Source organism: Xanthomonas sp. CPBF 426 (assembly GCF_903989465.1).
Taxonomy (GTDB): Bacteria; Pseudomonadota; Gammaproteobacteria; order Xanthomonadales; family Xanthomonadaceae; genus Xanthomonas; species Xanthomonas euroxanthea.
Genome location: NZ_LR861805.1, coordinates 70021 through 91621 on the forward strand (window position 1 = coordinate 70021; position 21601 = coordinate 91621).

The window sequence follows — 21601 nt, forward strand, 5'->3', positions numbered from 1 at the left end:
CCGCCTCACCAGACCTGTGCACGCTCCTGATCGGAGCGCACCATCGCATCGCCGGCCTTGCACGAGAACGCCTTGGCGTACTGCGGCATGTTGGACGGCCCGGCGTTGACGCGTACCACGCTGGGCGGATGCGGGTCGGCGTTGAGCGCCTTCACCTGTGCTTCTTCCCGGCGCGCACTGCGGTGCTTCCGGGCCCAGTTGATGAAGAAGCGCTGCTCGGGCGTATACCCATCGATGGCGACGTTGCGCTCGGGGTGCTGTTGCAGATCCAGCATCAACGCATCGTAGGCGGTGCCGACCCCGGTGAAGTCGGCGATGCTCTCGCCCAGCACCAGCTGCCCGTTGACGTGCAGGTTCGGGCGGTTCTTGAGCGGCACGTAGCTGCTCATCTGCTGCTTGATCCTGTCGGTGCGGGTGTCGAACGCGGCAACATCCGCGGGCAACCACCAATTGCGTGTGGCGCCGATGGCATCGAATTGCCTGCCCTCGTCATCGAAGGCATGGCTGATCTCGTGACCGATCATGGTGCCGATCCCGCCATAGTTGAGGCCATCGTCGGCAGTGGCACTGAACAACAGCGGCTGCAGGATCACCGCAGGAAAGAAGATGCTGTTCTGGCGCGGCGCGTAGAAGGCATTTACGGTCTGCGGCGCCACATCGTCCCAGCTCATCCGATCGGCCGGCTTGCCGATCCTGGCCATGTCGGCGCGGTGGTTGAAAGCGGTCGCACGTTCGATATTGCCGAGATAGGCGCCCTCTTCCAGCCGCAAGCCCGACCAATCCTGCCACCGGTCCGGATACCCGATCTTGGGAACGATGTTGGCTAGCTTGTCCAATGCCTTGGCCTTAGTCGGAGCGCTCAGCCAGTCGGCATGCGTGATGCGCAGCTTCATGGCGGCACGCACGTTTTCCACCAGCGCCAGCGCCTGCTGCTTGGAGGCAGGAGAGAAGTGGCGGGCCACATAGAGCTGGCCCATCGCCTCGGCGATCGTCGTGTTCAACGCATCGATCACCCGCTTCCAGCGTGGCGGCTGCACCTGCCGGCCCTCCAGCGTCTTGGCGTAAAACGCGAAATGGTTCTCCACGAACGGCTTGCTCAGGGCCGGTGCCGCATCGTCGATGGCGCGGAAGCGCAGGTAGGCTTTCCACTGCGCCACCGTCGCGCGCTGCAACTGCGCATCGAATGCCTTGAAGAACGCCAGCTGCGACAGCGCCAGGCCGCTTTCCCCTTCGACACCTTGCGCGGCCATGAAGCGATCCCAGGCAAAATGCGGCGTCAGCGCATTGGCCTGTGCCGTGGTGAGCCAGTGGTAGGTGTTGCTGGGCTCGCGCATCTGGGCCGGCGTCAGCAGCGCGGCGGCCAGGCGGCTTTCCAGTTGCAGCACCTGCGCTGCCTGCACCGATGCCTGTGCGGCCGATGTTCCCGCCAGCACGAACGACCGCGCGATATACGCCAGGTAGGCTTTGCGAATGCCGGCATATTGCGCATCGGCATAGTAATCCTTGGAGGGGAGCGTCATGCCTTCGATGTTGGCATAGGCCACCATCGTCGAAACGTCCTTTTCATCCGGATGCGCAACAAACTGAAACAGCACCGTGGCGCCTTGGGCATGACGTTGGGTAATGAAGCCGGCAATGGCGCGCGCATCCTTCAGCGCATCGATCTCGGCGAGCCGTTGCCGGATCGGCGCCGCGCCCAGGCGCTCGATGCCCGCCTCGTCCATGCCCGAGGCGTAGAACGTCCTGACCAGCTGCTCGATCGAACCGGCTGTCGGCTGCGACTGCAGCAACGCCTCTGCAATGGCGTGCTGATCCCGATAGGCGCGGTTGTAGAAATCAAACGAGGTACCAATGCCAACCTCGTCGTCAGGGATGCCTCTGGCAAGCGCCTTGCCGTTGGCAAAGGCATTCAGATCCTGGCAGGGGTCGGCAGCGGGATCCAGTTCGTTGATATCCAGCGCTGGTGCCGCTGCGGTGGCCGTCGCCGCAGGCGTGGGTGCAATGGGGGCAGTTGCCTGCTCGCTGGCCTGCTTGCAACCGCTCAATGCCATGAAGGCCGCAAGCGCGAGAAGGTTCCTGCTCAACATGGTCGTGGCAGCCGTACATTGGGGGAGTGCCGCGAGCTTAGGCGAGCCTTGCGCGCAGGCTGCGCGCAGACGAACAAAGTTGAGCATTCCCCCAACGCGATCAGCGGCCAGTATGCGCAAAAACGAAGTGGTGCCGTCACAGCACCGCATCACGGCCGGCATCAAGAACGCGACGCCGCCATGCGCTGCAGACTGTTCGCACAGGCCGCTGCAATGCCATCCATGCATCCACGGCCACCAACCCGCCACGCGGCAAAACGCCTGCCTCACCAGACCTGCGCACGCTCCTGATCGGAGCGCACCATCGCATCGCCGGCCTTGCACGAGAACGCCTTGGCGTACTGCGGCATGTTGGACGGCCCGGCGTTGACGCGTACCACGCTGGGCGGGTGCGGGTCGGCGTTGAGCGCCTTCACCTGCACTTCTTCCCGGCGCGCATTGCGATACAGCCGGGCCCAGTTGATGAAGAAGCGTTGCTGGGGCGTGTAGCCGTCCACGGCGACATTGCGCTGGGGGTGTTGTTGCAGATCCAGCATCAGCGCGTCGTAGGCGATGGTGACCCCGGTGAAGTCGGCGATGCTTTCGCCCAGCACCAGCTGCCCGTTGACGTGCAGGTCCGGCCTGCTCTTGAGCGGCACGTAGCGGCCCACCAGTTGCTTGATCTTGTCGGTGCGCGCCTCGAAGGCCACCCGGTCCGCCGGCAGCCACCAGTTCCGGTTGGCACCGATGGCATCGAACTGGCTGCCCTCGTCATCGAAGCCGTGGCTGATCTCGTGGCCGATGAACCCGCCGATTCCGCCATAGTTGAGGCCATCGTCGGCCGTTGCCGCAAACAGCGGCGGCTGCAGGATCACCGCGGGAAAGTAGATGCTGTTTTCGCTTGGTGCGTAGAAGGCGTTCACGGTCTGCGGCGCCACATCGCCCCAGCTCTTGCGGTCCACCGGCTTGCCGACCTTGGCCATCTCGGCGCGGTGATTGAACGCCGCCGCCCGTTCGATGTTCTGCAGGTAGGTGCCGGGGGCCAGCTGCAGGCCCGACCACGTCCGCCAGGTGTCCGGATACCCGATCTTCGGCATCATGTTGGCCAGCTTGTCCAATGCCTTGGCCTTGGTCGCAGCGCTCATCCAGTCGGCGTGCGTGATGCGCAGCTTCATGGCGGCGCGCACATTCTCCACCAGCGCCAACACCTGCTGCTTGGAGGCCGGGGGAAATTTCTGGGCGACATACAGCTGGCCCATTGCCTCGGCGATCGTCTGGTTCAATGTGGTGATCACCTGTTTCCAGCGCGGCTGCTGCACCTGCCGGCCCTCCAGCGTTGTGGAGTGGAACGCGAAGTGGTTCTGCGCGAATGGCTTGCTCAGTGCCGGCGCCGCATCGTCGATGGTGCGGAAGCGCAGGTAGGCCTTCCATTGCGCCACCGGCGCGCGCTGCAACTGCGCATCGAATGCCTTGAAGAACGCCAGCTGCGACAGCGCCAGGCCGCTTTCTCCGGTGACACCCTGCGCGGCCATGAAGCGGTCCCAGGCGAAGTGCGGCGTCAGCGCATTGGCCTGCGCGGTGGTGAGCCAGTGGTACATGTTCTTCGGCTCGCGCTGCTCGGCCGGTGTGAGCAGTGCGGCGGCCAGGCGGCTTTCCAGCTGCAGCACCTGCCCGGCCTGCACGGCCGCTTGCTCGGCCGGCACGCCGGCCAGGACGAACGTGCGCTGGATGTACGCAAGGTAGGCCTTGCGGATGGGAGCGTACTGCGCATCCACATAATAATTTTTTGCGGGCAGCGTCATGCCGTCGACCAGGGCATAGCCCACCATCTTCGACACGCTCTGCGCGTCGGGCTGGGCAACGAACTGGAACAGCACGTTGGCGCCCTCGGCGTGGCGCTGGGTGATGAAGCCGGCAATGTCGCCCGCATCCTTCAAGGCATCGATCGCCGCCAGCCGCGGCTGGATGGGCGCCGCGCCCAGGCGCTCGATGCCCGCCTCGTCCATGCCCGAGGCGTAGAACGTCCTGACCAGCTGCTCCACCGAGCCGCTGGCCGGCTGCGTTTTCAGCAAGGCCTCTGCAATGGCGTGCTGATCCCGATAGCTGGCGTTGTAGACGTCATACGAGGTGCCGATGCCCACCTCGTCGTCGGGGATGCCCTTGGCCAGCGCCTTGCCGTTGGCAAAGGCATTCAGATCCTGGCAGGCGTCGGCAGCGCGATCCAGCTCGTTGATATCCAGTGCCGGTGCCGCCGCAGTGGCTGCCGCCGCAGGCGTGGGTGCGGTGGGCGCGGTCGCTTGCTCGCTGGCCTGCTTGCAACCGCTCAATGCCATGAAGGTGGCAAGCGCGAGAACGTGTCTGCTCAACATGGGCGTGGCAGCCGTGCATGGGGAAGGTGCCGCGAGCTTAGGCGAGCCTTGCGCGCAGGCCGCGCGCGGGCGAACAAAGTTGAGCATTCCCGCGCCCGCAGCGGCACATGCGTGCAGGAAAGCGAAGCGCCGGCGGCGCACCAGCGCCGGCACCACCGCAGCGCAGGTGGCGCTAACGATTGAGCTGCGGAATCTTCGCAAACGCCTCGGCAATGAAATCCATGAACACCAGCGCGCGCTTGGGCACCAACCGGTTGGCGGCGTAGACAATCTGCATCGGCGCCGGCGGCGGCGCAAAGGCATCCAGCACGGTCTGCAGTTCGCCCGAGGCCAGGCCTTGCTCGTACAGCCACGCCGGGCCCAGGCCGATGCCGAGCCCCGCGCTGACCGCCGCGCGCGCGGCCTCGGGCGAGTTGACCCGGAACCGGCCGGACACCGGCACGTCGGTATCGCGGAAACGCCAGCTCGCCCCGGTGCTGAGCAGCGTGTACAGCACGCAGTCGTGGTGGCGCAGGTCCTCGGGCACGGCCGGCACCCCGCGCCTGTCCAGGTAGGCGCGGCTGGCCACCGTCACCCGCGTGAACGCGCCGATGCGGCGTGCGCGCAGCGCGCTGCTGTCCAGGTGGCCGATGCGGATGGCCAGCTCCGCGCCTTCGTCGAGCAGGTTCACGTAGCGGTCGTTGATCTGCAGGTCCAGCTCCAGCGCCGGAAACCGCTGCAAGAACGCCGGCACCAGCGGCAGCACGAAGGTGTGCGACAACGCCGTGGGGCAGGCCACCCGCAGCAGCCCTGACGGCTGCACATCGTCGCGCAGCGCCATTTCAGACTCACCCACCGCATCCAGGATGCGGCGCACCTCCGCGTAATAGCGCTCGCCTTCCGGGGTGAGCACCAGCTTGCGGGTGGAGCGGTTGAGCAGCCGGGTCTGCAGGTGCTGCTCCAGCGCCGCCACATGCCGGCTGACATTGGGCTGGCCCAGCCCCAGGTCGCGCCCGGCGGCGGAAAAGCTGCCCGTCTCCACCGCGCGGGCAAAGCAGGTCATCAGCAGAAACCGATCCATGCGTCCTCGATTCATGCGCAAAGCGCATGAAGGTTATGTTCCCGCAGGATCTTATAGCAGCAGGCGCATGGGGCGAAGATGCCGCATCGAAGGCCGCCATACGGCGGCCGGGCACCGCACCATCAGGAGCACACCATGTCACGTCTTGCAGGCAAACGTACCCTCATCACCGGCGGCACCACCGGCATTGGCCTGGAAACCGCCAAGCAGTTCCTCGCCGAAGGCGCCCGCGTCATCGTCACCGGCGTCAACCCCGACTCCATCGCCAAGGCCCAGGCCATCCTGGGGCCCGACGTGCCGGTGCTGCGCGCCGACTCGGCCAGCGTTGCCGCCCAGCAGGAGCTGGCGCAGGCGGTGCAGGCCCATTACGGCCAGCTGGACGTCGTCTTCCTCAATGCTGGCGTCTCGGTCTGGGTGCCGATCGAAGAGTGGACCGAGCAGGCCTTCGACGCCTCCTTCGCCATCAACGTCAAGGGCCCGTACTTCCTGCTGCAGGCGCTGCTGCCGGTGCTGGCCAACCCCGCCTCGGTGGTGCTCAACACTTCCGTCAACGTGCATGCCGGCATGGCCCGCTCGTCGGTGTATGCCGCCACCAAGGCCGCCTTCCTGAGCATGACCAAGACCCTGTCCAGCGAGCTGCTGGGCCGTGGCATCCGCGTCAACGCCGTCAGCCCCGGCCCGGTGGAAACCCCCCTGTACGACAAGCTCGGCGTGCCCGACGCCTACCGTGCAAAGCTCAACGAGGAGATTGCCGCCAGCATCCCGATGGGCCGCTTCGGCACCCCGGAAGAGGTGGCCAAGGCCGTGCTGTACCTGGCCTCGGACGAATCCAGCTGGACGGTGGGTTCGGAAATCGTGGTCGACGGCGGGCGCCTGCTCAACGGCTGAGCCTGGCGGCCCCCCGCCAGGCGCCGGCAGGCGGCGCGCATCGCCGCCCTGCCGGCACCCACCTTTGCCTGCGCATCGCCATGCACCGGTTGCATGGCGACGCGCAGGCGTTTTCTGCCATGCAGGCACGGCAGAAAACGCCTGCCCTGGCACCATCCCTTTGCAACGCGAGCCATTGCCCATGCCCAACACCCTTACCCTGATCAGCCACCCGCTGTGCCCGTTCGTGCAGCGCGCCGCCATCGTGCTGCTGGAACACGATGTCGCCTTCGAGCGCGTGGACATCGACCTGCACGCCAAACCGGACTGGTTCCTGGCCCTGTCGCCCACCGGCAAGGTGCCGCTGCTGCGCATCGGCCAGCCGGACGGCAGCGTGGCCACCCTGTTCGAGAGCGTGGTGATCTGCGACTACCTCGACGAGACCAGCGGCAGCACCAGCCTGTACCCGCGCGACCCGCTGCAACGTGCGCAGCAACGCGCCTGGATCGAGTTTGCCGCGCCCACCTTTGCCGACGCCTGGCAGTTCCTCAATGCCAGCGACCAGGCCAGCGCCGACACCGCCAGCGCCGCCTTCCGCGGCAAGCTGCAAAAGCTCGAGCAGGCGCTGGGCCAGGGCCCGTATTTCGCCGGCCCCACCTTCGGCATGGTCGATGTGGTGTTCGCCCCGCTGCTGCGCTACTTCGGCCTGCTGCCCGCCGATGTCTGTGCACCCATCTTTGAAGGGCTGCCGCGCATCGGCGCATGGCGCGCCGCCCTGGCCGCGCGGCCCAGCGTCATCGGCGCGGTGGCGCAGGACTACGCCAGCCGCTTCCAGCAGCATCTGCACAGGCAGCGCGCCTTGCTGGCAGAGGCGGTGCGTGTGCCGGCGTAAGCAGCCAATGCCAACGTGCAAGGCTAGCTGCGTCGCATGCCTGCCCTAGCAACTAGCCCTCAGTGCCAAGGGCTTGCCACGCCTGAGACGCAGCCTGCGGAGTCACCCGCCGCGTCAGCCACCAGAACAACAGCCCAAGCGCACTGACCAGCGCGCCCAGCAGGCACACACCTTGCCAGCCCGCATGGGCATAGGTGACGGTGGTGCCGATGGCACCCAGCCCGCTGCCGACCGCATAGAACAGCATGTAGAGGCCCACCATCCGGCTGTGGGCTTCGGGGCGCGTGCGGAAGATCAGGCTCTGGTTGGTGACATGGAGCGCCTGGCCACCCAGGTCGAGCAGCACGATGCCGATCACCAGCGCCCACAACGACCAGTCCATCAGCGACAGCGGCCACCAAGCCAGCAGCAATACGGCCAGCGCCGCGGCGCTGGTGCGCTGGGCATGGCCACGGTCGGCCCACTGCCCGGCACACGCGGCCGCCAAGGCGCCCACCACACCGACCAAGCCAAATGCACCGATGACGGTGTGCGAAAAGCTGTACGGCGGCGCGCTTAACGGAAGCACCAGCGCGCTCCAGAAAATGTTGAACGCGGCAAACATCAACAGCGCCAGCATGCCGCGCACTTGCAGCACCTTTTCTTCCCGCAGCAGCGTCAGCATGGAGGCGATCAGACGCGGGTAAGGCATGGGATTGGCTGCCAACGGCAAGGCTGGCAGCCGCCGCCACAGCGGCAGCGCGATCACCAGCATCAGCCCGGCGGCGCAGAAGTACACGCCGCGCCAGCCCGCCAGATCGCTGACGCCCCCTGCGAACACGCGCGCGAGCAGCAGACCGATGAACACGCCACTCTGCGCCGTCCCGACAACCCGCCCTTGCGCATGGGGCGCGGCAGCACTGGCCGCATAGGCGATCAGCCCCTGGGTCATCGCCGTGCCCAGCAGCCCCACCGCCAGCATGCCCGCCAGCAGGACAGATGCAGACTGCGCCATGCCGACCGTCGCCAATGCCACCACCAGGCCCAGCAGTTGCACCGCCATCAATCGGCGACGATCTACCCGATCCCCCAGTGGCACCAGCAACAGCAGGGCCAGGGCGCAGCCGATCTGGGTGGCCGTCACCACGCCTCCCACGGCGGCATGACTGATGTCGAAGTCGCGGGCCAGCGCATCCAGCAGGGGTTGGGCGTAGTACACATTCGCCACGCTCACGCCACTGGCGGCGGCAAACAGCAGCACCAGGCCGCGCGGCATATCGGCTGTTCGGGATGACTTCATGCGCCACAATCCATGCAATCTGGTTTCAAAACAAAACTCATTGAAGGCTAGGGCACGTAGTTTTAAAATGCAACCAGAAATTCTGGTTGTTGCTATCTGTCTGGAGAAGTCATGCCGCGCCGTCTTATCAACGACGAACCCTGTCCCGTTGCGCGCGCCGTCGATGTGGTCGGGGATCGCTGGTCGCTGCTGATCGTGCGCGATGCGTTCGATGGCACGCGCCGCTTCAGCGACTTTCAGCGCAGCCTGGGCATGGCGCGCAACATCCTGTCTGACCGTCTTCGCAAGCTGGTAGAGCAGGGCATTCTCGAAACCCAGGATGCCTCGGATGGCACGGCCTATCAGGAATACGTGCTGACGCCGCAGGGCGAGAGCCTGTTTTCCGTAGTGGTAGCGCTGCGCCAGTGGGGTGAGCAGCACCTGTTTGCACCTGGCGAACGCCATTCGGTGCTGATCGACAAGCGTACGCGCAAGCCGATTGCGCGCATGGCGCCACAGGCCAACGATGGTTCGGTGCTGTTGCCTGCCGCGACCGAAGTGCGGAAAGTGAAGTAAGGCGAAATACGCCTAGCTACGATCAGCCTACGACAAAAAGCGCAGCCCATGGGCTGCGTTTTCCCTTTCAAGGCTGTCTTGTGGCGGACCGGGGATATGGATGATGAGACCTTGCCCGCTGCGACGCTCCTGCACTTTCCCCCCACCGCGAAGCCCCTAAGCGGCGCCTAGCGCGAAAAGCGGCAGGAGCACATAGAGGCAAAAATCTCGTCTAACGTGTTGCCTGGCGTGATTACTTCGATGTTAGTGCGAGCCAGGCGATTTCCACCTGTATAGGAAGCTCCGAGTAGCCGCCACCGCTCATCTGGCAGGCTGCGCATGGGCCCTGGGCATCGAAGCGGCGAGGATGGGTGGATGCCTTCGCCGCGCCGCAGCCACCTGGCGCATGCGCATCCCTACCCCGCCTCCAGCGCGGACCGACGTTGCGGCGCAATGCGGCTGAGCCAATACTGCGCAGGTCTTCTTTCAGCAGAGCGCCATGCGCGTCTTCTTTCTCTATGTTGCGGCGCCTTCGATTCTGCTGTCGGCGTTGGCAACCGCCCACGCAGCCCCTGCCGCTGAGTTATGCGGGGTCTTGCGCGCCTTTGTCAGTGCAGTACAGCCGGGCCAGACACGCAGTTTTGCGTTCCACACCTCCTGGGGAACCAACTTCAAGCATGCGCAAGAGCAGGCGCTTTACGCCAAACGGTGTGAGCACGGTGGCGACCCCGCCGCGCAGGCCGTCTGCGCCTACCTGATGCAGCATGGGCAAACAGAGCTTGCAGACGCCACGGTAATGGACTCGGTGGCCTGCCTATCGAGCGGCACCACATTTGATAGCAGCCTGAGACTGCATAGCGCCGAGCTGTACTTTCGTCATAAGGCCATTAATGGAGGAGCGACGGTCACAGTCACCTTTGGCGAAGAGACGGAACAGGGCGGCAGGGTGTTTCGACTTCAGGCAGAAGGCGACTAGGCGCCGCCCGCGCGTCCTCTAGCGGTGCGATTCGCGCCTCAGTGATCAAACAACTGCCCGCTGAGCACGCGCGCCGTGTCAAGGTACGGCTGCGGAAACCCCCCATACGGCATCATAACTGGCTCGGCGGTGCGAACCGCCGAGCAGGTGTCGAAGATGCCATGGCGATCCCCGTCTTAATAGTACCAACTAGCCAAGCCGGGCATAAGTGCGCTAGTCCGCACTGCGAATCGCAACCAGGTACACGTCCGCTTTACTCGGGGCTATTTTTAATTAGGAAGATTTAATTCGCGTCACTTAATGAGGGTGTGAGACAGGGCCTGATAAAAACCGCGTTGCCAATGATTTATGAAAGGCGCTTGGCGTATACCCGGCTCCAACAGAATTTTATTAATGAGCGATGCGGATATCCCCTCAGCTTCCATTGTCCGAATCTGATCAACAATCGTGCTTCTATGCGCAGCTGCCTTAATTGAATAGCGGGAAGCCAGATCGAAGCTGATAAAATGGTTCCTTGCTCTCTCTTTATCAGAGTTGTTCCACGTATCTGGCGGCCTTGCAAAAAAACTAATCTCAATTGTAGGGTCGTCAATTGATCCATTTAATTCAGAAAATATCCACTGGTCCTTAAAAAAGTTCTCTCGGTCGCAGTAAGGTTGGATAATTTGCTTTTCTGCAATGGTGGCGAAATTGCTTGCTTTACCGTCCATGTTGCAATCGCGGCAGGCTGGTATCAAATTAATCGGCAAGACTGAGAATTGAGGGAAGTGAGACTTCGGCAAATAGTGATCTAAGTTTTTTGGCCTTCCTAATCCGCCGCAGTAAGGGCATTTTTCCTTTGCCCCCACAAGTATGTCTGTATATATCTTCCTAGCTGGCTTGCCTTGTTTTGCAAAATACTGATCGTACAATTTAACTAAATCTGTTTTTTTTACCGCCCCCACAACAGTTGGGTCTGCAGCCGCTTGGTCCAATGGCGGAACTAGGTACAAAGTCCCGTCACTGCTTGCGTTTACATAAAAATTACTTGCCTCAACTAAACCTTCCATATGAAGCAAAATATTTTCTGCCAGTAGGGAGTTGCCCGTAATGCCTTTAATGCACTCGGTGATTGAAGACTCAAACGAGTGCAGTGGTTTGTCAATCTTCAGCATTTGCCATCCCCCGATTTGCTATCAAGGTTCCTAACACCATTCGTGCTTCAAAGCCCAGCTGCCCACCGTAAACTTCAAGTATTTCATCAAAATTCTTACCGCTTTTAACTGATTGACTGAGCAAGGCATGAAATCCCGATTGTAATAGTTCGAGTCCAAAAACTTCAGCAGTCAGAAGTCCTACGTTTTCACCAAATGTTTCTATAGTGGGTCTGGTGCAAGTGATGCTGTTCTCATATCTGTATATTTTTGATACACAACTTTTGGGAATTTCTTGCAGGACGACTGGGGAATGCGTGGCAATGACTGAAACACCATTTCTGTCGTGCAGAAGCTCAGAAAGAGCTCTTATAAAAGCTGACAAGAGGGGCGGGTGCAGATGACTTTCTGGTTCATCTATAAGTACTAAAGTTTTTTCCTCAACAGTGGCTACTAATCGCGTTATCGTCAAGAAAACGATTGAGTGGCCAGAACTCATTTTAGATAATAAATTCATTAGGGCAATTTCGAATTTTTGCAGAGATGGGTCCTGTCCTCTCTGCTCTTTAAAGAACTCTGGAAGTTTCGTCAGCCCCATCAAGGCAAATACTTCGTCGAAATTTAATTTTTCAATTGCACTTAGCCATCGGTGAGCTTTGTTATCGTTGATAAAGCATGCTTTAAGCGAGTTAATGCATTCACTGTGAAGTTCCCGAATCGTCTTAAGTCTGCCCTGATTATCTGGATCCTTCAGTCCAATGTAAAAGTGACGTATGCCATTAGCTGGATTGGGTTGATCTTGGGGTGGGTCGAAAGGATCAAATGCACTAAAGGACACAGATACTACACTGCTAAAATAATCGTCTCCTATGACGGGAGAATGCCACGCCGATTCGTCATTTATATGATTCAAGCTATTGGCGGAAATAATTGCATCAAAAATTCCGTGCAAAATAGTTGTTTTTCCAACACCGTTTCGACCAATTAATGCGTGAATGTTAGTGCTTGGCGTAGATGATTCTTTTACATTTACTCTTATCTTGACTTCGTCGAAGCCTTTCTGTGGTGCATGTGTGTAAGAGAATTGGTAATCCGTAAGTGGTGGGTAGCCTTGGATAACACGGGAAAACTGGCTACTAATTGTTTTTATGCTTACGTATCTTAAAAGCGAAGTATTGAAAACAGGTTCGTCCGTAATGCTTTCAATGACACTAGGGTTTAGCGAAATATCACGCAGTGCGCTCAAGAATCTGTGCAACTTATCTCCAAGTAGGGCGCGTGCTTTTGTGTAAAACTCTACGTCTTGACCAACTGAGAAAAATTGATCATCTAGGACTTCAAAAGTAGAGGGAAGTGCTGAATGTGTGGGTTTATCAATGGTTTGCCCCCGAAAACCAATTTTTATTTGGCCAATTTCGTGTATTTCTCCTTTGGATTCTCGATAAAATACATCGAAGAGAGTTACAAAAGAATAATCGTTCCAGTTATCAATTTTTAGGTAAAATTCATCATTTGTCGATGTTGGATAGCTGGTAGTTCGGGGGATCACTTTAATTTTAATCATAGGCGCTACCTGCAAGTTTTGCGATGTCTTGAAAGGGGGGCATGGGAGAGTGCCATCTTTTATCTAGTCAAGTAACAGAGGGTTGGCATCTGACGCGTCCCTGCTACTTAGCTGCTGCGCTCCCTCGCGTAAAGTTTTATAGGCTAAGCAATAACGCACCATCACCGGATGTGGGTACTACGGTATTGCTTACAATTGAATAGCCTGGTGCCATTTGCCATGAAATCGTGCGGCTGCCCCATTGGCGGGACGTAAGTGCGCGTGGCCTTGCCCGTGGCCCAGCTTATGCTTTGTGCGGGTGCGAAGTATGCGCATGCAAGTATGCACAGCGCGGCCAACGTCAGCGCCCCGCAGCGCGCTGTGGTGATCCTGTCCACGGTGTTCCCCCTTTTGCGCTGATCCTAGCCCACGCGTTGCAAGGGCGGGTGCTTCAGCCTGCTTCGTGCCGGGCGCACCTGTGCATGCAGTGCCTTTCGCACGTATCGATGTCCCTACGCAAATCACCCAAATGCTCCAGCACATCGTCTACCTGTTCGGCCAGGTGCTGAAGGCAGTGCGCCCACTGCTGGAGTGGAATGGCGGGCATACCCATGGCGCCTTCTTCGCGAGCGCGCGGTGCAGCCAAGGTGATCAGCAGGCGTAGTTGGTCGCGTACGCGTAGCAGACGGTATTGCGTGCCTTCGGACATCCAGTAGCCGGGTTCGTCGTGCATGCCGCTCTCCTTGCCGTGAGGCAGCTCCCGCTGCACAACGCAGCGGGATGCCGGGAGGCTAGAAACCGCAGACAGCCGGCGGGCTTATTCCCCTTGCGGGTGTTGTATTCGCCGCCCTCCCGGCACAAGAACGCCGAGCAGTGCCAGGCCAGATGGCCGAGCACAAAAAACCCACCAAATTCTCGGAGGTGGGTACCGCTGTCTGTGTGGAGTTTCTAGGCTCCGAGCGGAAGTGTGCGTGTGGCGGTGAGTTGGGTCAAGTTGAAGCGATGTCCGGTGCCCACATGTGCGGCTTTGCACGCAATTTTTTCGAATGTACGCGCGGCGGTAATGACGCAGTAGTTACCAGTTGACACACCGCCAAACAGGTAGCAATCTCGGCTGCAAGGAGCCTAGAAACTCCTCAGACAGCGGTACCCACCTCCGTCAAACCGGTGGGTTTTTTGTGCCTGGACTTTTTGTACAAGTGCAGCCGACGCGATGCCTATGTCGGAGTGCAGCTAATACAGAGCTGTTTGAGAAAACAATTCTGAAATCTGTCTGTGGTTTCTAGCCTCCCGACATCCCGTCGCGTCGTGCGACGGGGCCTGTTCGTCAAGGAGGGCTTTGCCATGCGTCGATCCTCATCCCGTCCTACGTCCGCGCGCAAGCGCGCCACAGTGCCGCCGCCTACCGAAGTTGTCTGGCGCTCGCTGGATCCTTCGATCCCGCCGCGGCGCTACCTCGAGCGCACGCCCATCCCCGAACCCCGTGCCGAACCCCGCTCGCCACGGCGGCCCGGCCGGCCGCGCGCGCCGCAGCAGTGCACCGTTGGCTATGGGTACTATCCCGACAGTCACCAGCGCATTCCCACCCTGCGCCTGCGCGGCCGCTGGCTGGAACAATTGGGCTTTGCCATCGGCAGCAAGCTGCACATCCGCCAGCGCGATGGCGAGCTGGTCATCAGCCTTGTAGACCCACATTGATCACGCCGTAGCGCATGCGCGCACCGCATGCGCCCGGCCCGTTGCTGGAGACGTCGCATGACGAGTGAGGGCATGACTGGCGCGTCGCGTGCAGACCGCCATGGTGTCATCGGCCAGGTGGTCGCGACACGCTCGCACGCCGCAAGCGCGGTGCCGGTTGAGCGCTACGGCAGCCGCCCGTGGCGCCACCGCAGCGCCTACGCCATGCGTGAGCTGCCGGCCCGCGCGCCCGCGGCGGGTCTCTACGCGCTTGGCCGCGTCACCACGCGCTGGCACGTGCGCGAGGAGCACGCGCCGGCCAGGGAACGCTTCGACCAGGCCGTGGTGCAGCTGCAGGCAGAGCTGCTCACCTACATGCGGCGGCGTCTGCGCGACCCGCATACCGCCGCCGACCTCGCCCAGGAAACGCTGCTGCGCCTGCTGGCCTACCGCAACACGCCAGACATCCACAGCTACAAGCTGCTGCTGTACCGCATTGCCCACAACGTGGTGCTGGAGCACTGGCGCACGCGCCACCGCAGGCACGCCGCCCGCCACGTGCCGCTGGAGGACAGCGAACCGCTCGCCGCCGCCGGCACGGCGGTGGACCAGCTGGTGGACGCCCGCCGCACCCTGCAGCACCTGCACACCCACACGCTGCCCGCACTACCGCCCAAATGCCGCCAGGCCTTCATGCTCAACCGCTTCGACGGCCTCACCTACCCGCAAGTCGCCGCCGTCATGGGCATCTCGGTCAAGATGGTGGAAAAACACATCAGCCGCGCCCTGGCCGCCTGCCGCGCGGCGGTGGGTGAGTAATATAGGGGTACTGCACAGGTCGGCGTCGACCGCGAGTTCCGCTTTGACCCCAGTCCTTTTTTTTTGAAGGATCGGAAAAGTGGCGCAGTGAAAAACTGACAGCAATCAATGAATAAGTGCGGCATATGCTAGGCCGCATTCCAACCAGTGCAACGGTAGTTAGGGTTAGAGAGATTTTATGGATGAGCGCAAGTTCTTATCAGCACTTCTAGCACGCATGGATCGTCCGAATCCCCGGCTGCTTGCAACACGCTGGCCATTAGTGTTGCTCAATCTGGCTTTTGTAGCGTTTTTTCTGCTGATCTTTCAAATTGCTCAGGGCTACAGAGTCCATCCAGTTGCTCTTGCACTAGGCTCTCTATCCTTGGGCCTTGTTGGCGCGTGGGTAGGCTACGCTGCCTGCTGGGCGAGACAGTGGCCGCTGGTTCGTGGCCATCTTGATCGGCAAAGCTTACGCGCCCGGCTGGACGAGCTTGAGCCCTGAAAATTCAGTCAAGCCGATGCCGCCTCGTAATACGTCATTCAAGCCACATCCGCTTATTGCCCAGGCCTGACTTGCCAGATGGACACAAGCCAGGTTCAACCGCGTGGGCTAGCATGTTTGACGAGCCAGTCGGCAAATCGCTGCTTTGCGTCACTGCACAACTAATCGGGTAGCCGTGAAAATCATTAACTCATTGATGGATGCGTTGGATCGCATCAGTTCCTTTGCAATGCTATGCATAAACTCTGCACTGTGCGCATTCGTACTGCTCGCGCATGGGGGCGCCTTGTTGTTGGTGAGCACCGGCAAGGTGCCGGAGATGGCGCAAAGAGTTGCCATTGCCTATGTCTCTGTGCCCGCCGTGATCATTGCCTTGGCATTCTCGGTGCTTGCGTTCATTCGTCGGGAAAAACTTGCAATCACCCTCAAGGTCCATGCTGCGATACTCATCGGCCTTGCTGTCTATATGCTTTATGTTGGCCTCGAGGTAGTCTTCAACGGCGTACCACGTGGAGCTGGATTCAGCTGGAATCCAATTCTTTTCGCTTTTGTGCTGGGTTACCCGCCCTTGCTTACCAAGCGGGCATTCTCGTGGCCAGGTTTCAGCCGTGCGCCACTGCGCTTCGCTCCAGTGCTGGCAGTGGGGATTTCATTGTTGATCAGCGCCGCCATCTACTGGCGCCTGTTGGCCGCGTTTAGAACTATGGGTGTGTAGGTTCACCTACCTACCTCGACAGCGCTACCACCTAGCCGTAGCAGCCGATACCCGATTTCACCTATTTCGCAGCTACTTTATCGCGGCTGCGGGAAGAACGGGTCCGGCGCCTGATTGACGCGTGCGGAGATGATGGGGCACTGGCCCGGTCGCGCGTCGAGTTGCCAAGGCCGATCAAGGCAGCGCCTGCCCATGGCGATGCCGTTGCAAGGGCGTTCTATCTTGGTTGAGCCGGCGGCGAAGCTGAAACAGACAAGAGCGATTGACGTAGACCCAGGGTGCGCCACGTCATCCTGTTAAAACTCCGTTCTCTGCTCTTCGCTCCCGTCTCCTCGGGTTCTCTTTGCGCGCCAACGACTGTGACGCGCAGCGGGGACCCAACGCGAGAATTCCCCTATGGTTGCGACAGGCAACGACGGCAAACGCGAGTCACTCGGCTCGTCGCCGATTGCCAGTCAGACGCAATCGCCTCCTCCCCCCCAAACACAGCGCCCCCAGCGCAAAGGTTCTTCATGATCGGTGTCATCAAGCGGCAACTATTCTCAAGACGTTCGGTGATGGGTTTCGTGTTTTCCACTGCCACCCTAGTGGCTGGGACGACATCCGCGGCACTGGCAAGCGAGCCGGTCGGCTTCGGCGCAGGAACCACCGGAGGCACGGGTGGCGAGGTGGTCGATGTCTCCACACCGGCAGAGCTCAAGAATGCCTTGTGCCAGCGTTACCAGGGCTATACCTGCGTAGACGACACGCCTCGCATCATCCGCCTGAACACCGTCATCGACTTCACGGCAACGCTGGGAACCACGTCCACAACGGGCTGCGTTTACGCCGACAGACAGTGTGCGGAGCCGAGCGGGAAGCAGGAGATGGTTCTGGACAACGGGTCATACTGCAGCGGTCGTACAACGTTCCCACTGACCTACGACAACGCAGCGAAGTCACTGCTGTCCGTGGGTTCGAACAAGACGCTGATCGGTGTCGGGGCATCGGCGGGGATCAAGGGCACGGGCTTGTCGATGACCGGCGGTGTGTCGAACATCATCGTGCGGAACCTGTCGATCACCGATCTCAACGAGGGCATCGTCTTTGGCGGCGATGCAATCAGCATCGATAACGCAAGCAGGATCTGGATCGACCACAACGCGTTCGCACGCATCGGCCGGCAGATGATCGTGACGGGCTGGGGGCCGGCCAAGGCAGTCACCATTTCCAACAACATGTTTGATGGCGAGACCGCGTATGGGCACTACTGCAACGGTCGAAGCTCCTGGATCATGCTGCTGATCGGCGAAGCTGAAGAAATCACCCTGCTGGCAAATCACTTCCACGCCACCGCAGGGCGTTCGCCGGAAATCGGTACGGGCGGCATGATTCATCTGGTGAACAATCTGTATACGTCCAACTTCTATTTTGGCGCCACTGCGTCAAGGGACGTCAACCTGTTGGCCGAAGGGAACTACTTCAATCCAGAGGGCCAATACTTCTTCCCTGTCGCCAGTACACCCGGCGATCTGGTGTTCGCGCCACTGGATGAGAACGTGTCCTCCACGGGGTCGCTTTGCTCGCAGACGCTGGGGCGTTCCTGTGTCACCAGTTACACGGAAACCGGACAGGAATCGTTTCTGCTGGACACCACGGTGATGGCCAATATTGCTGGCAATGCGACCTGGAAGAATGCGATAGGCAGCGTCAGGCCGATGATGTCCAACGACGTCGCCAAGTCGGTGGCCGCCAACGCAGGGCCAAGAGCCGATCCGGACAGCGTTAGCCGGTAGTTTCAAGCGGGTAAGGGATATCTGGCGGCCTGAGGTGCGGGATGTCGCAGGCACCTGCTGCGCCGACATTTGGTGTCTTACCCAAGCATGTCGCTTGGCGCTGTACTACAGCGTCCGATAGGTGCATGACCCAGCGCGAGCGGCAGGCCGGATCAAAAAAACGTTGGCGGCGGCTGCGCCAACATCTGTTTCAATGGTCTCTACACCGAAGCTCGGTGCCGATAACCGGGTGAGGCCTGGCCTGTTGAAGCGGTGGCCTGCGCAAATGACGACGTGCTTTGACACTTTTCAAGCCGACACCGCGCCTCCTTCGTCGGTGGCATGACGACTCTGGTGAAGTAGACGCAGGGCGTGCCACCTCATCCTGTCAAGACTCCGTTCCTTGCTCTTCGCTCCCGTTTCCTCGGGTTCTCTTTGAGCGACGACGACTGTGACGCGCAACGGGGACCCAGCGCGAGAATTCCCCTAGTGTTGCATCAGGCAGCGACGGCGAGCGCGAGTCACTCGGCTCGCCGCCGATTGCTAGTCAGACGCGATCGCCCCCCCACAACACAGCGCCCCCAGCGCAAAGGTTCTTCATGATCGATGTCATCAAGCGGCAAATCTTCTCAAGACGTTCGGTCATGGGACCCGTGTTTTCCACCGTCATACTATTGGCTGGAACGACAACCGCGGCACTGGCAAGCGAGCCGGTCGGCTTCGGCGCGGGAACCACCGGAGGCACGGGGGGCGAGGTGGTCGATGTATCGACGCCAGCAGAGCTTAAGGATGCTCTGTGCCAGCGTTACCAGGGCGCTAACTGCATAGACGATACGCCTCGCATCATCCGGTTGAATACAGTCATCGACTTCAGGGGAACGGAGGGAACCATTTCCGGAAAGGGCTGCGTTTACTCTGACAGACAATGCGTGGGGCCGACCGGCAAGCAGGAAAAGATTCTGGATGTGCTCGGATACTGTGGCACTGGCCCAACGTTCCCGATGACCTATGACAGCGCAGCAGCATCGGCGTTGCTGGTAGGTTCGAACAAGACGGTGATCGGTATTGGGGCGTCGGCGGGGATCAAGGGCAAAGGCTTGACGATGACCGGGGGCGTGTCAAACATCATTGTGCGGAACCTGTCGATCACCGATATCAATGAGGGCATCGTCTTTGCTGGCGATGCGATCACCGTCGATAACGCAAGCAGGATCTGGATCGACCATAACGCGTTCGCACGGATTGGCCGACAGATGATCGTGACGGGCTGGGGCGCTGCTAAAGCGATGACCCTCTCCAACAACACGTTTGACGGCGAGACCGAGTATGGGCACTTCTGCAATGGTCGAAGCTCCTGGATCCTGCTGCTGAACGGAGATGCTCAAGAAATCACTTTGGTAGCGAATCACTTCTATGCCACCGCAGGGCGTTCTCCGGAAATGGGCACGCCAGCGGGAGGCACTGGTGGCGTCATTCATCTGGTGAACAATCTTTACACCTCAAACTTTTACATTGGCGCTTCTGCGACAACGACCGTCAGCCTGTTGATGGAGGGTAACTACTTCACTCCTGGAGGCGAGTTCTTTGTCCCGATCACGGACACACCTGGCGATCTCGTTTTCGCACCATTAGATGAGAACGTGTCCTCCACGGGGTCGCTTTGCTCGCAGACGCTGGGGCGTTCCTGTGTCACCAGTTACACGGAAACCGGACAGGAATCGTTTCTGCTGGACACCACGGTGATGGCCAATATTGCTGGCAATGCGACCTGGAAGAATGCGATAGGCAGCGTCAGGCCGATGATGTCCAACGACGTCGCCAAGTCGGTGGCCGCCAACGCAGGGCCAAGGGCCGATCCGGACAGCGTTAGCAGGTAGCCTCAAGCGGGGGGCGAGACGCACGTGCTCGTCGCCTTGCCCGTGGCTGTGCGCCTGCTTTGCACACTTCGAGTTAGCGCGAGGGTGAGGGTACTGGCTGGGCCGGGCGCGTTGTAGCGGCCCGGCAGACAGCGCTCAACCGGGTATCCAATCACTGCAGCGTTGCGTGGATGGCCGCTGCCGTCGGCGCATAGGGCGAAGGCGGCTGGCGGGCGGCGTTTTGCGTGCCGAACGAGGCGAGCAGAAAGAGCAGGCCCAGCGCGGCCGGTACCGCACCCTTGGGCTTGCGCACACCCAGATGCGCCATGCCGGATAACAGCAGGTGATAGAACATGCCGGCGTAAGCGAGATCGCTCAGCGCGGTGTTGAAGTGCCACACAATCGCCACCGGGCCCAGGATCTTGATGACGATCATCCAGGGCACCAGCAACGGCGCCGAATAGCCCAGCTCGGCCTGCGCCTTGCGCACGAACTCACCCTTGGCCAGATACATGCGGGCAGAGGCGAGATACAGCAGGCACAGCAGGGCGGTACTGATCCAATAGACAGAGATGCTCATGGTTTTTGCCAGTCAATAAGTAAATGCAACCGGCAATCAGAATGTCGCCTAAGATACCTATTGAAAAGTAGGATGAATCACTGGGGCTTAGTATGAAGCAGACCATTGATACAGGCGAGCCCAATATGCATGAGGAAATGCGCCGTGCATTTGCGCTGCTGTCGGGGAAATGGAAGCTGGAAATCATGTGGCTGCTGAATCAGCGGATGTATCGCTTTGGCGAGCTGCGCGCGGCAATCCCCGGCATCACTCAACACATGCTGACGGCGCAATTGCGCGAGCTGGAAGCAGATGGCTTGGTCACACGCACCGTCTTTGCAGAGGTACCGCCACGCGTGGAATACGCCGTCACGCCAAAGGCGCATGGACTGGGGCCAACTATGGAAGCGCTGACCGCGTGGTGGCAACAGTACGGCGACAGCATTGCGAAGCGGCCTGCTACACGCGGGCGCAAGCCAAGCGGTTAGAGACAAGCGGCTGGTCCTTCCGGGCGGGTTCATGACGCAGACCTATTGGCCGGCATGAGCGCGCACCTGTCCCGAGAATCGTTACAGCGATCTGCGCACAATCCTGGCGATCAGGCTTGTAGAGCAACACCTGTCCAGACCCCACAAACGCCAACGCCCCGATCATGTCGGGGCGTTGGTGCGATCTCGCCGAAGTGGGCGTTGCCGTCCGCACTCTCGTGCGTTACGGCTGCCGGCTAGTCCACTGCTTCGCCGCGGCGGGCGTGACACCCGCGGGCAATGCAGTCGACGTGGACGCCTTCGATCGACTTACTTGGAGGCGTCGCGCACTTTGTCGGCGACCTGGCCAGCCTTGTTCTGCACCTTGCCGACGTTCTTTTCGGTGGCGCCTTCCAGCTCGGTGCTCTTGTCGCCCGTGACACGGCCGACGGTTTCCTTGATCGAGCCCTTGATCTCTTTCGCGGTGCCTTCGATACGGTTCTTGTCCATGGGTGTGCCTCTTACGGTTGGGGATGTTGAAGGCCAGTCTG

19 protein-coding genes and 1 pseudogene are annotated in these 21601 nt (G+C 60.6%); 11 read left to right on the forward strand and 9 right to left on the reverse strand.

Annotated elements, in window-relative coordinates; all coding sequences use genetic code 11:
• Positions 1-5 precede the first annotated feature (5 nt).
• The 3 genes from H7A87_RS00265 to H7A87_RS00275 form a co-directional block, all read right to left on the reverse strand.
• Complete coding sequence (locus tag H7A87_RS00265) at positions 6-2087, reverse strand: M13 family metallopeptidase (RefSeq protein ID WP_119127191.1); 2082 nt, start codon at positions 2085-2087, stop codon at positions 6-8.
• A 266-nt stretch (positions 2088-2353) separates the two neighbouring features.
• Positions 2354-4435, reverse strand: coding sequence for a M13 family metallopeptidase (locus H7A87_RS00270; protein WP_119127192.1), 2082 nt, complete (start codon positions 4433-4435; stop codon positions 2354-2356).
• Between the two features lie 172 nt (positions 4436-4607).
• Positions 4608-5495: a LysR family transcriptional regulator gene (locus H7A87_RS00275; RefSeq protein WP_104585934.1), complete on the reverse strand. Its 888-nt coding sequence runs from the start codon at positions 5493-5495 to the stop codon at positions 4608-4610.
• 135 nt (positions 5496-5630) lie between these two features.
• Between H7A87_RS00275 and H7A87_RS00280 the strand changes: the two genes are divergently transcribed.
• Both H7A87_RS00280 and H7A87_RS00285 read left to right on the forward strand, forming a co-directional pair.
• The gene (locus H7A87_RS00280) at positions 5631-6383 is read left to right on the forward strand and encodes an SDR family oxidoreductase (protein ID WP_039518017.1); all 753 of its coding nucleotides are present in this window, start codon (positions 5631-5633) and stop codon (positions 6381-6383) included.
• A gap of 181 nt (positions 6384-6564) precedes the next feature.
• Positions 6565-7254, forward strand: a complete 690-nt coding sequence (locus tag H7A87_RS00285; protein WP_119127193.1) for a glutathione S-transferase family protein — start codon at positions 6565-6567, stop codon at positions 7252-7254.
• 52 nt (positions 7255-7306) lie between these two features.
• On the opposite strand, the gene H7A87_RS00290 is transcribed toward H7A87_RS00285, so the two are convergent.
• The gene (locus tag H7A87_RS00290) at positions 7307-8533 is read right to left on the reverse strand and encodes an MFS transporter (RefSeq protein ID WP_119127194.1); all 1227 of its coding nucleotides are present in this window, start codon (positions 8531-8533) and stop codon (positions 7307-7309) included.
• A 111-nt stretch (positions 8534-8644) separates the two neighbouring features.
• On the opposite strand from H7A87_RS00290, the gene H7A87_RS00295 reads away from it, so the two are divergent.
• Together H7A87_RS00295 and H7A87_RS00300 are read left to right on the forward strand one after the other, a co-directional pair.
• Positions 8645-9088 carry a helix-turn-helix domain-containing protein gene (locus H7A87_RS00295; RefSeq protein WP_119127195.1) on the forward strand — a complete coding sequence of 148 codons (444 nt, stop codon included), beginning with the start codon at positions 8645-8647 and terminating at the stop codon, positions 9086-9088.
• A 478-nt stretch (positions 9089-9566) separates the two neighbouring features.
• Complete coding sequence (locus H7A87_RS00300) at positions 9567-10043, forward strand: hypothetical protein (RefSeq protein ID WP_180496832.1); 477 nt, start codon at positions 9567-9569, stop codon at positions 10041-10043.
• Positions 10044-10336: 293 nt separating this feature from the next.
• On the opposite strand, the gene H7A87_RS00305 is transcribed toward H7A87_RS00300, so the two are convergent.
• The 3 genes and pseudogenes from H7A87_RS00305 to H7A87_RS00315 all read right to left on the reverse strand — a co-directional run.
• A complete protein-coding gene (locus tag H7A87_RS00305) occupies positions 10337-11197 on the reverse strand; it encodes an HNH endonuclease signature motif containing protein (protein WP_119127196.1) in 861 nt (286 codons plus the stop codon).
• Positions 11184-12740 carry an AAA family ATPase gene (locus tag H7A87_RS00310; protein WP_119127197.1) on the reverse strand — a complete coding sequence of 519 codons (1557 nt, stop codon included), beginning with the start codon at positions 12738-12740 and terminating at the stop codon, positions 11184-11186. Before H7A87_RS00310 ends, H7A87_RS00305 begins: the two co-directional genes overlap by 14 nt.
• 514 nt (positions 12741-13254) lie before the next feature.
• Positions 13255-13452: pseudogene (locus H7A87_RS00315) on the reverse strand (hypothetical protein); the annotation flags it as partial.
• A 611-nt stretch (positions 13453-14063) separates the two neighbouring features.
• Between H7A87_RS00315 and H7A87_RS00320 the strand changes: the two are divergent.
• The 6 genes from H7A87_RS00320 (at position 14064) to H7A87_RS00345 (ending at position 20045) form a co-directional block, all read left to right on the forward strand.
• Positions 14064-14417: a SymE family type I addiction module toxin gene (locus tag H7A87_RS00320; RefSeq protein WP_119127934.1), complete on the forward strand. Its 354-nt coding sequence runs from the start codon at positions 14064-14066 to the stop codon at positions 14415-14417.
• Between the two features lie 72 nt (positions 14418-14489).
• Positions 14490-15215 carry an RNA polymerase sigma factor gene (locus H7A87_RS00325; protein ID WP_119127198.1) on the forward strand — a complete coding sequence of 242 codons (726 nt, stop codon included), beginning with the start codon at positions 14490-14492 and terminating at the stop codon, positions 15213-15215.
• A gap of 178 nt (positions 15216-15393) precedes the next feature.
• Complete coding sequence (locus H7A87_RS00330; protein ID WP_119127199.1) at positions 15394-15699, forward strand: hypothetical protein; 306 nt, start codon at positions 15394-15396, stop codon at positions 15697-15699.
• Between the two features lie 175 nt (positions 15700-15874).
• Positions 15875-16414 carry a hypothetical protein gene (locus tag H7A87_RS00335; RefSeq protein WP_147421049.1) on the forward strand — a complete coding sequence of 180 codons (540 nt, stop codon included), beginning with the start codon at positions 15875-15877 and terminating at the stop codon, positions 16412-16414.
• 512 nt (positions 16415-16926) lie between these two features.
• Complete coding sequence (locus H7A87_RS00340) at positions 16927-18189, forward strand: pectate lyase (RefSeq protein ID WP_119127201.1); 1263 nt, start codon at positions 16927-16929, stop codon at positions 18187-18189.
• Positions 18190-18767: 578 nt separating this feature from the next.
• A complete protein-coding gene (locus tag H7A87_RS00345) occupies positions 18768-20045 on the forward strand; it encodes a pectate lyase (protein WP_119127202.1) in 1278 nt (425 codons plus the stop codon).
• Positions 20046-20196: 151 nt separating this feature from the next.
• On the opposite strand, the gene H7A87_RS00350 is transcribed toward H7A87_RS00345, so the two are convergent.
• Positions 20197-20604 (reverse strand): DoxX family protein, encoded by a 408-nt coding sequence (locus tag H7A87_RS00350; protein ID WP_119127203.1) that lies wholly within the window; start codon positions 20602-20604, stop codon positions 20197-20199.
• Between the two features lie 92 nt (positions 20605-20696).
• Here H7A87_RS00350 and H7A87_RS00355 point away from each other — a divergent pair, with 92 nt between their 5' ends.
• The gene (locus H7A87_RS00355; RefSeq protein ID WP_119127204.1) at positions 20697-21071 is read left to right on the forward strand and encodes a helix-turn-helix domain-containing protein; all 375 of its coding nucleotides are present in this window, start codon (positions 20697-20699) and stop codon (positions 21069-21071) included.
• 309 nt (positions 21072-21380) lie between these two features.
• Here H7A87_RS00355 and H7A87_RS00360 read toward each other — a convergent pair whose 3' ends face one another.
• Positions 21381-21560 (reverse strand): CsbD family protein, encoded by a 180-nt coding sequence (locus H7A87_RS00360; RefSeq protein WP_102580081.1) that lies wholly within the window; start codon positions 21558-21560, stop codon positions 21381-21383.
• Between the last annotated feature and the right edge of the window lie 41 nt (positions 21561-21601).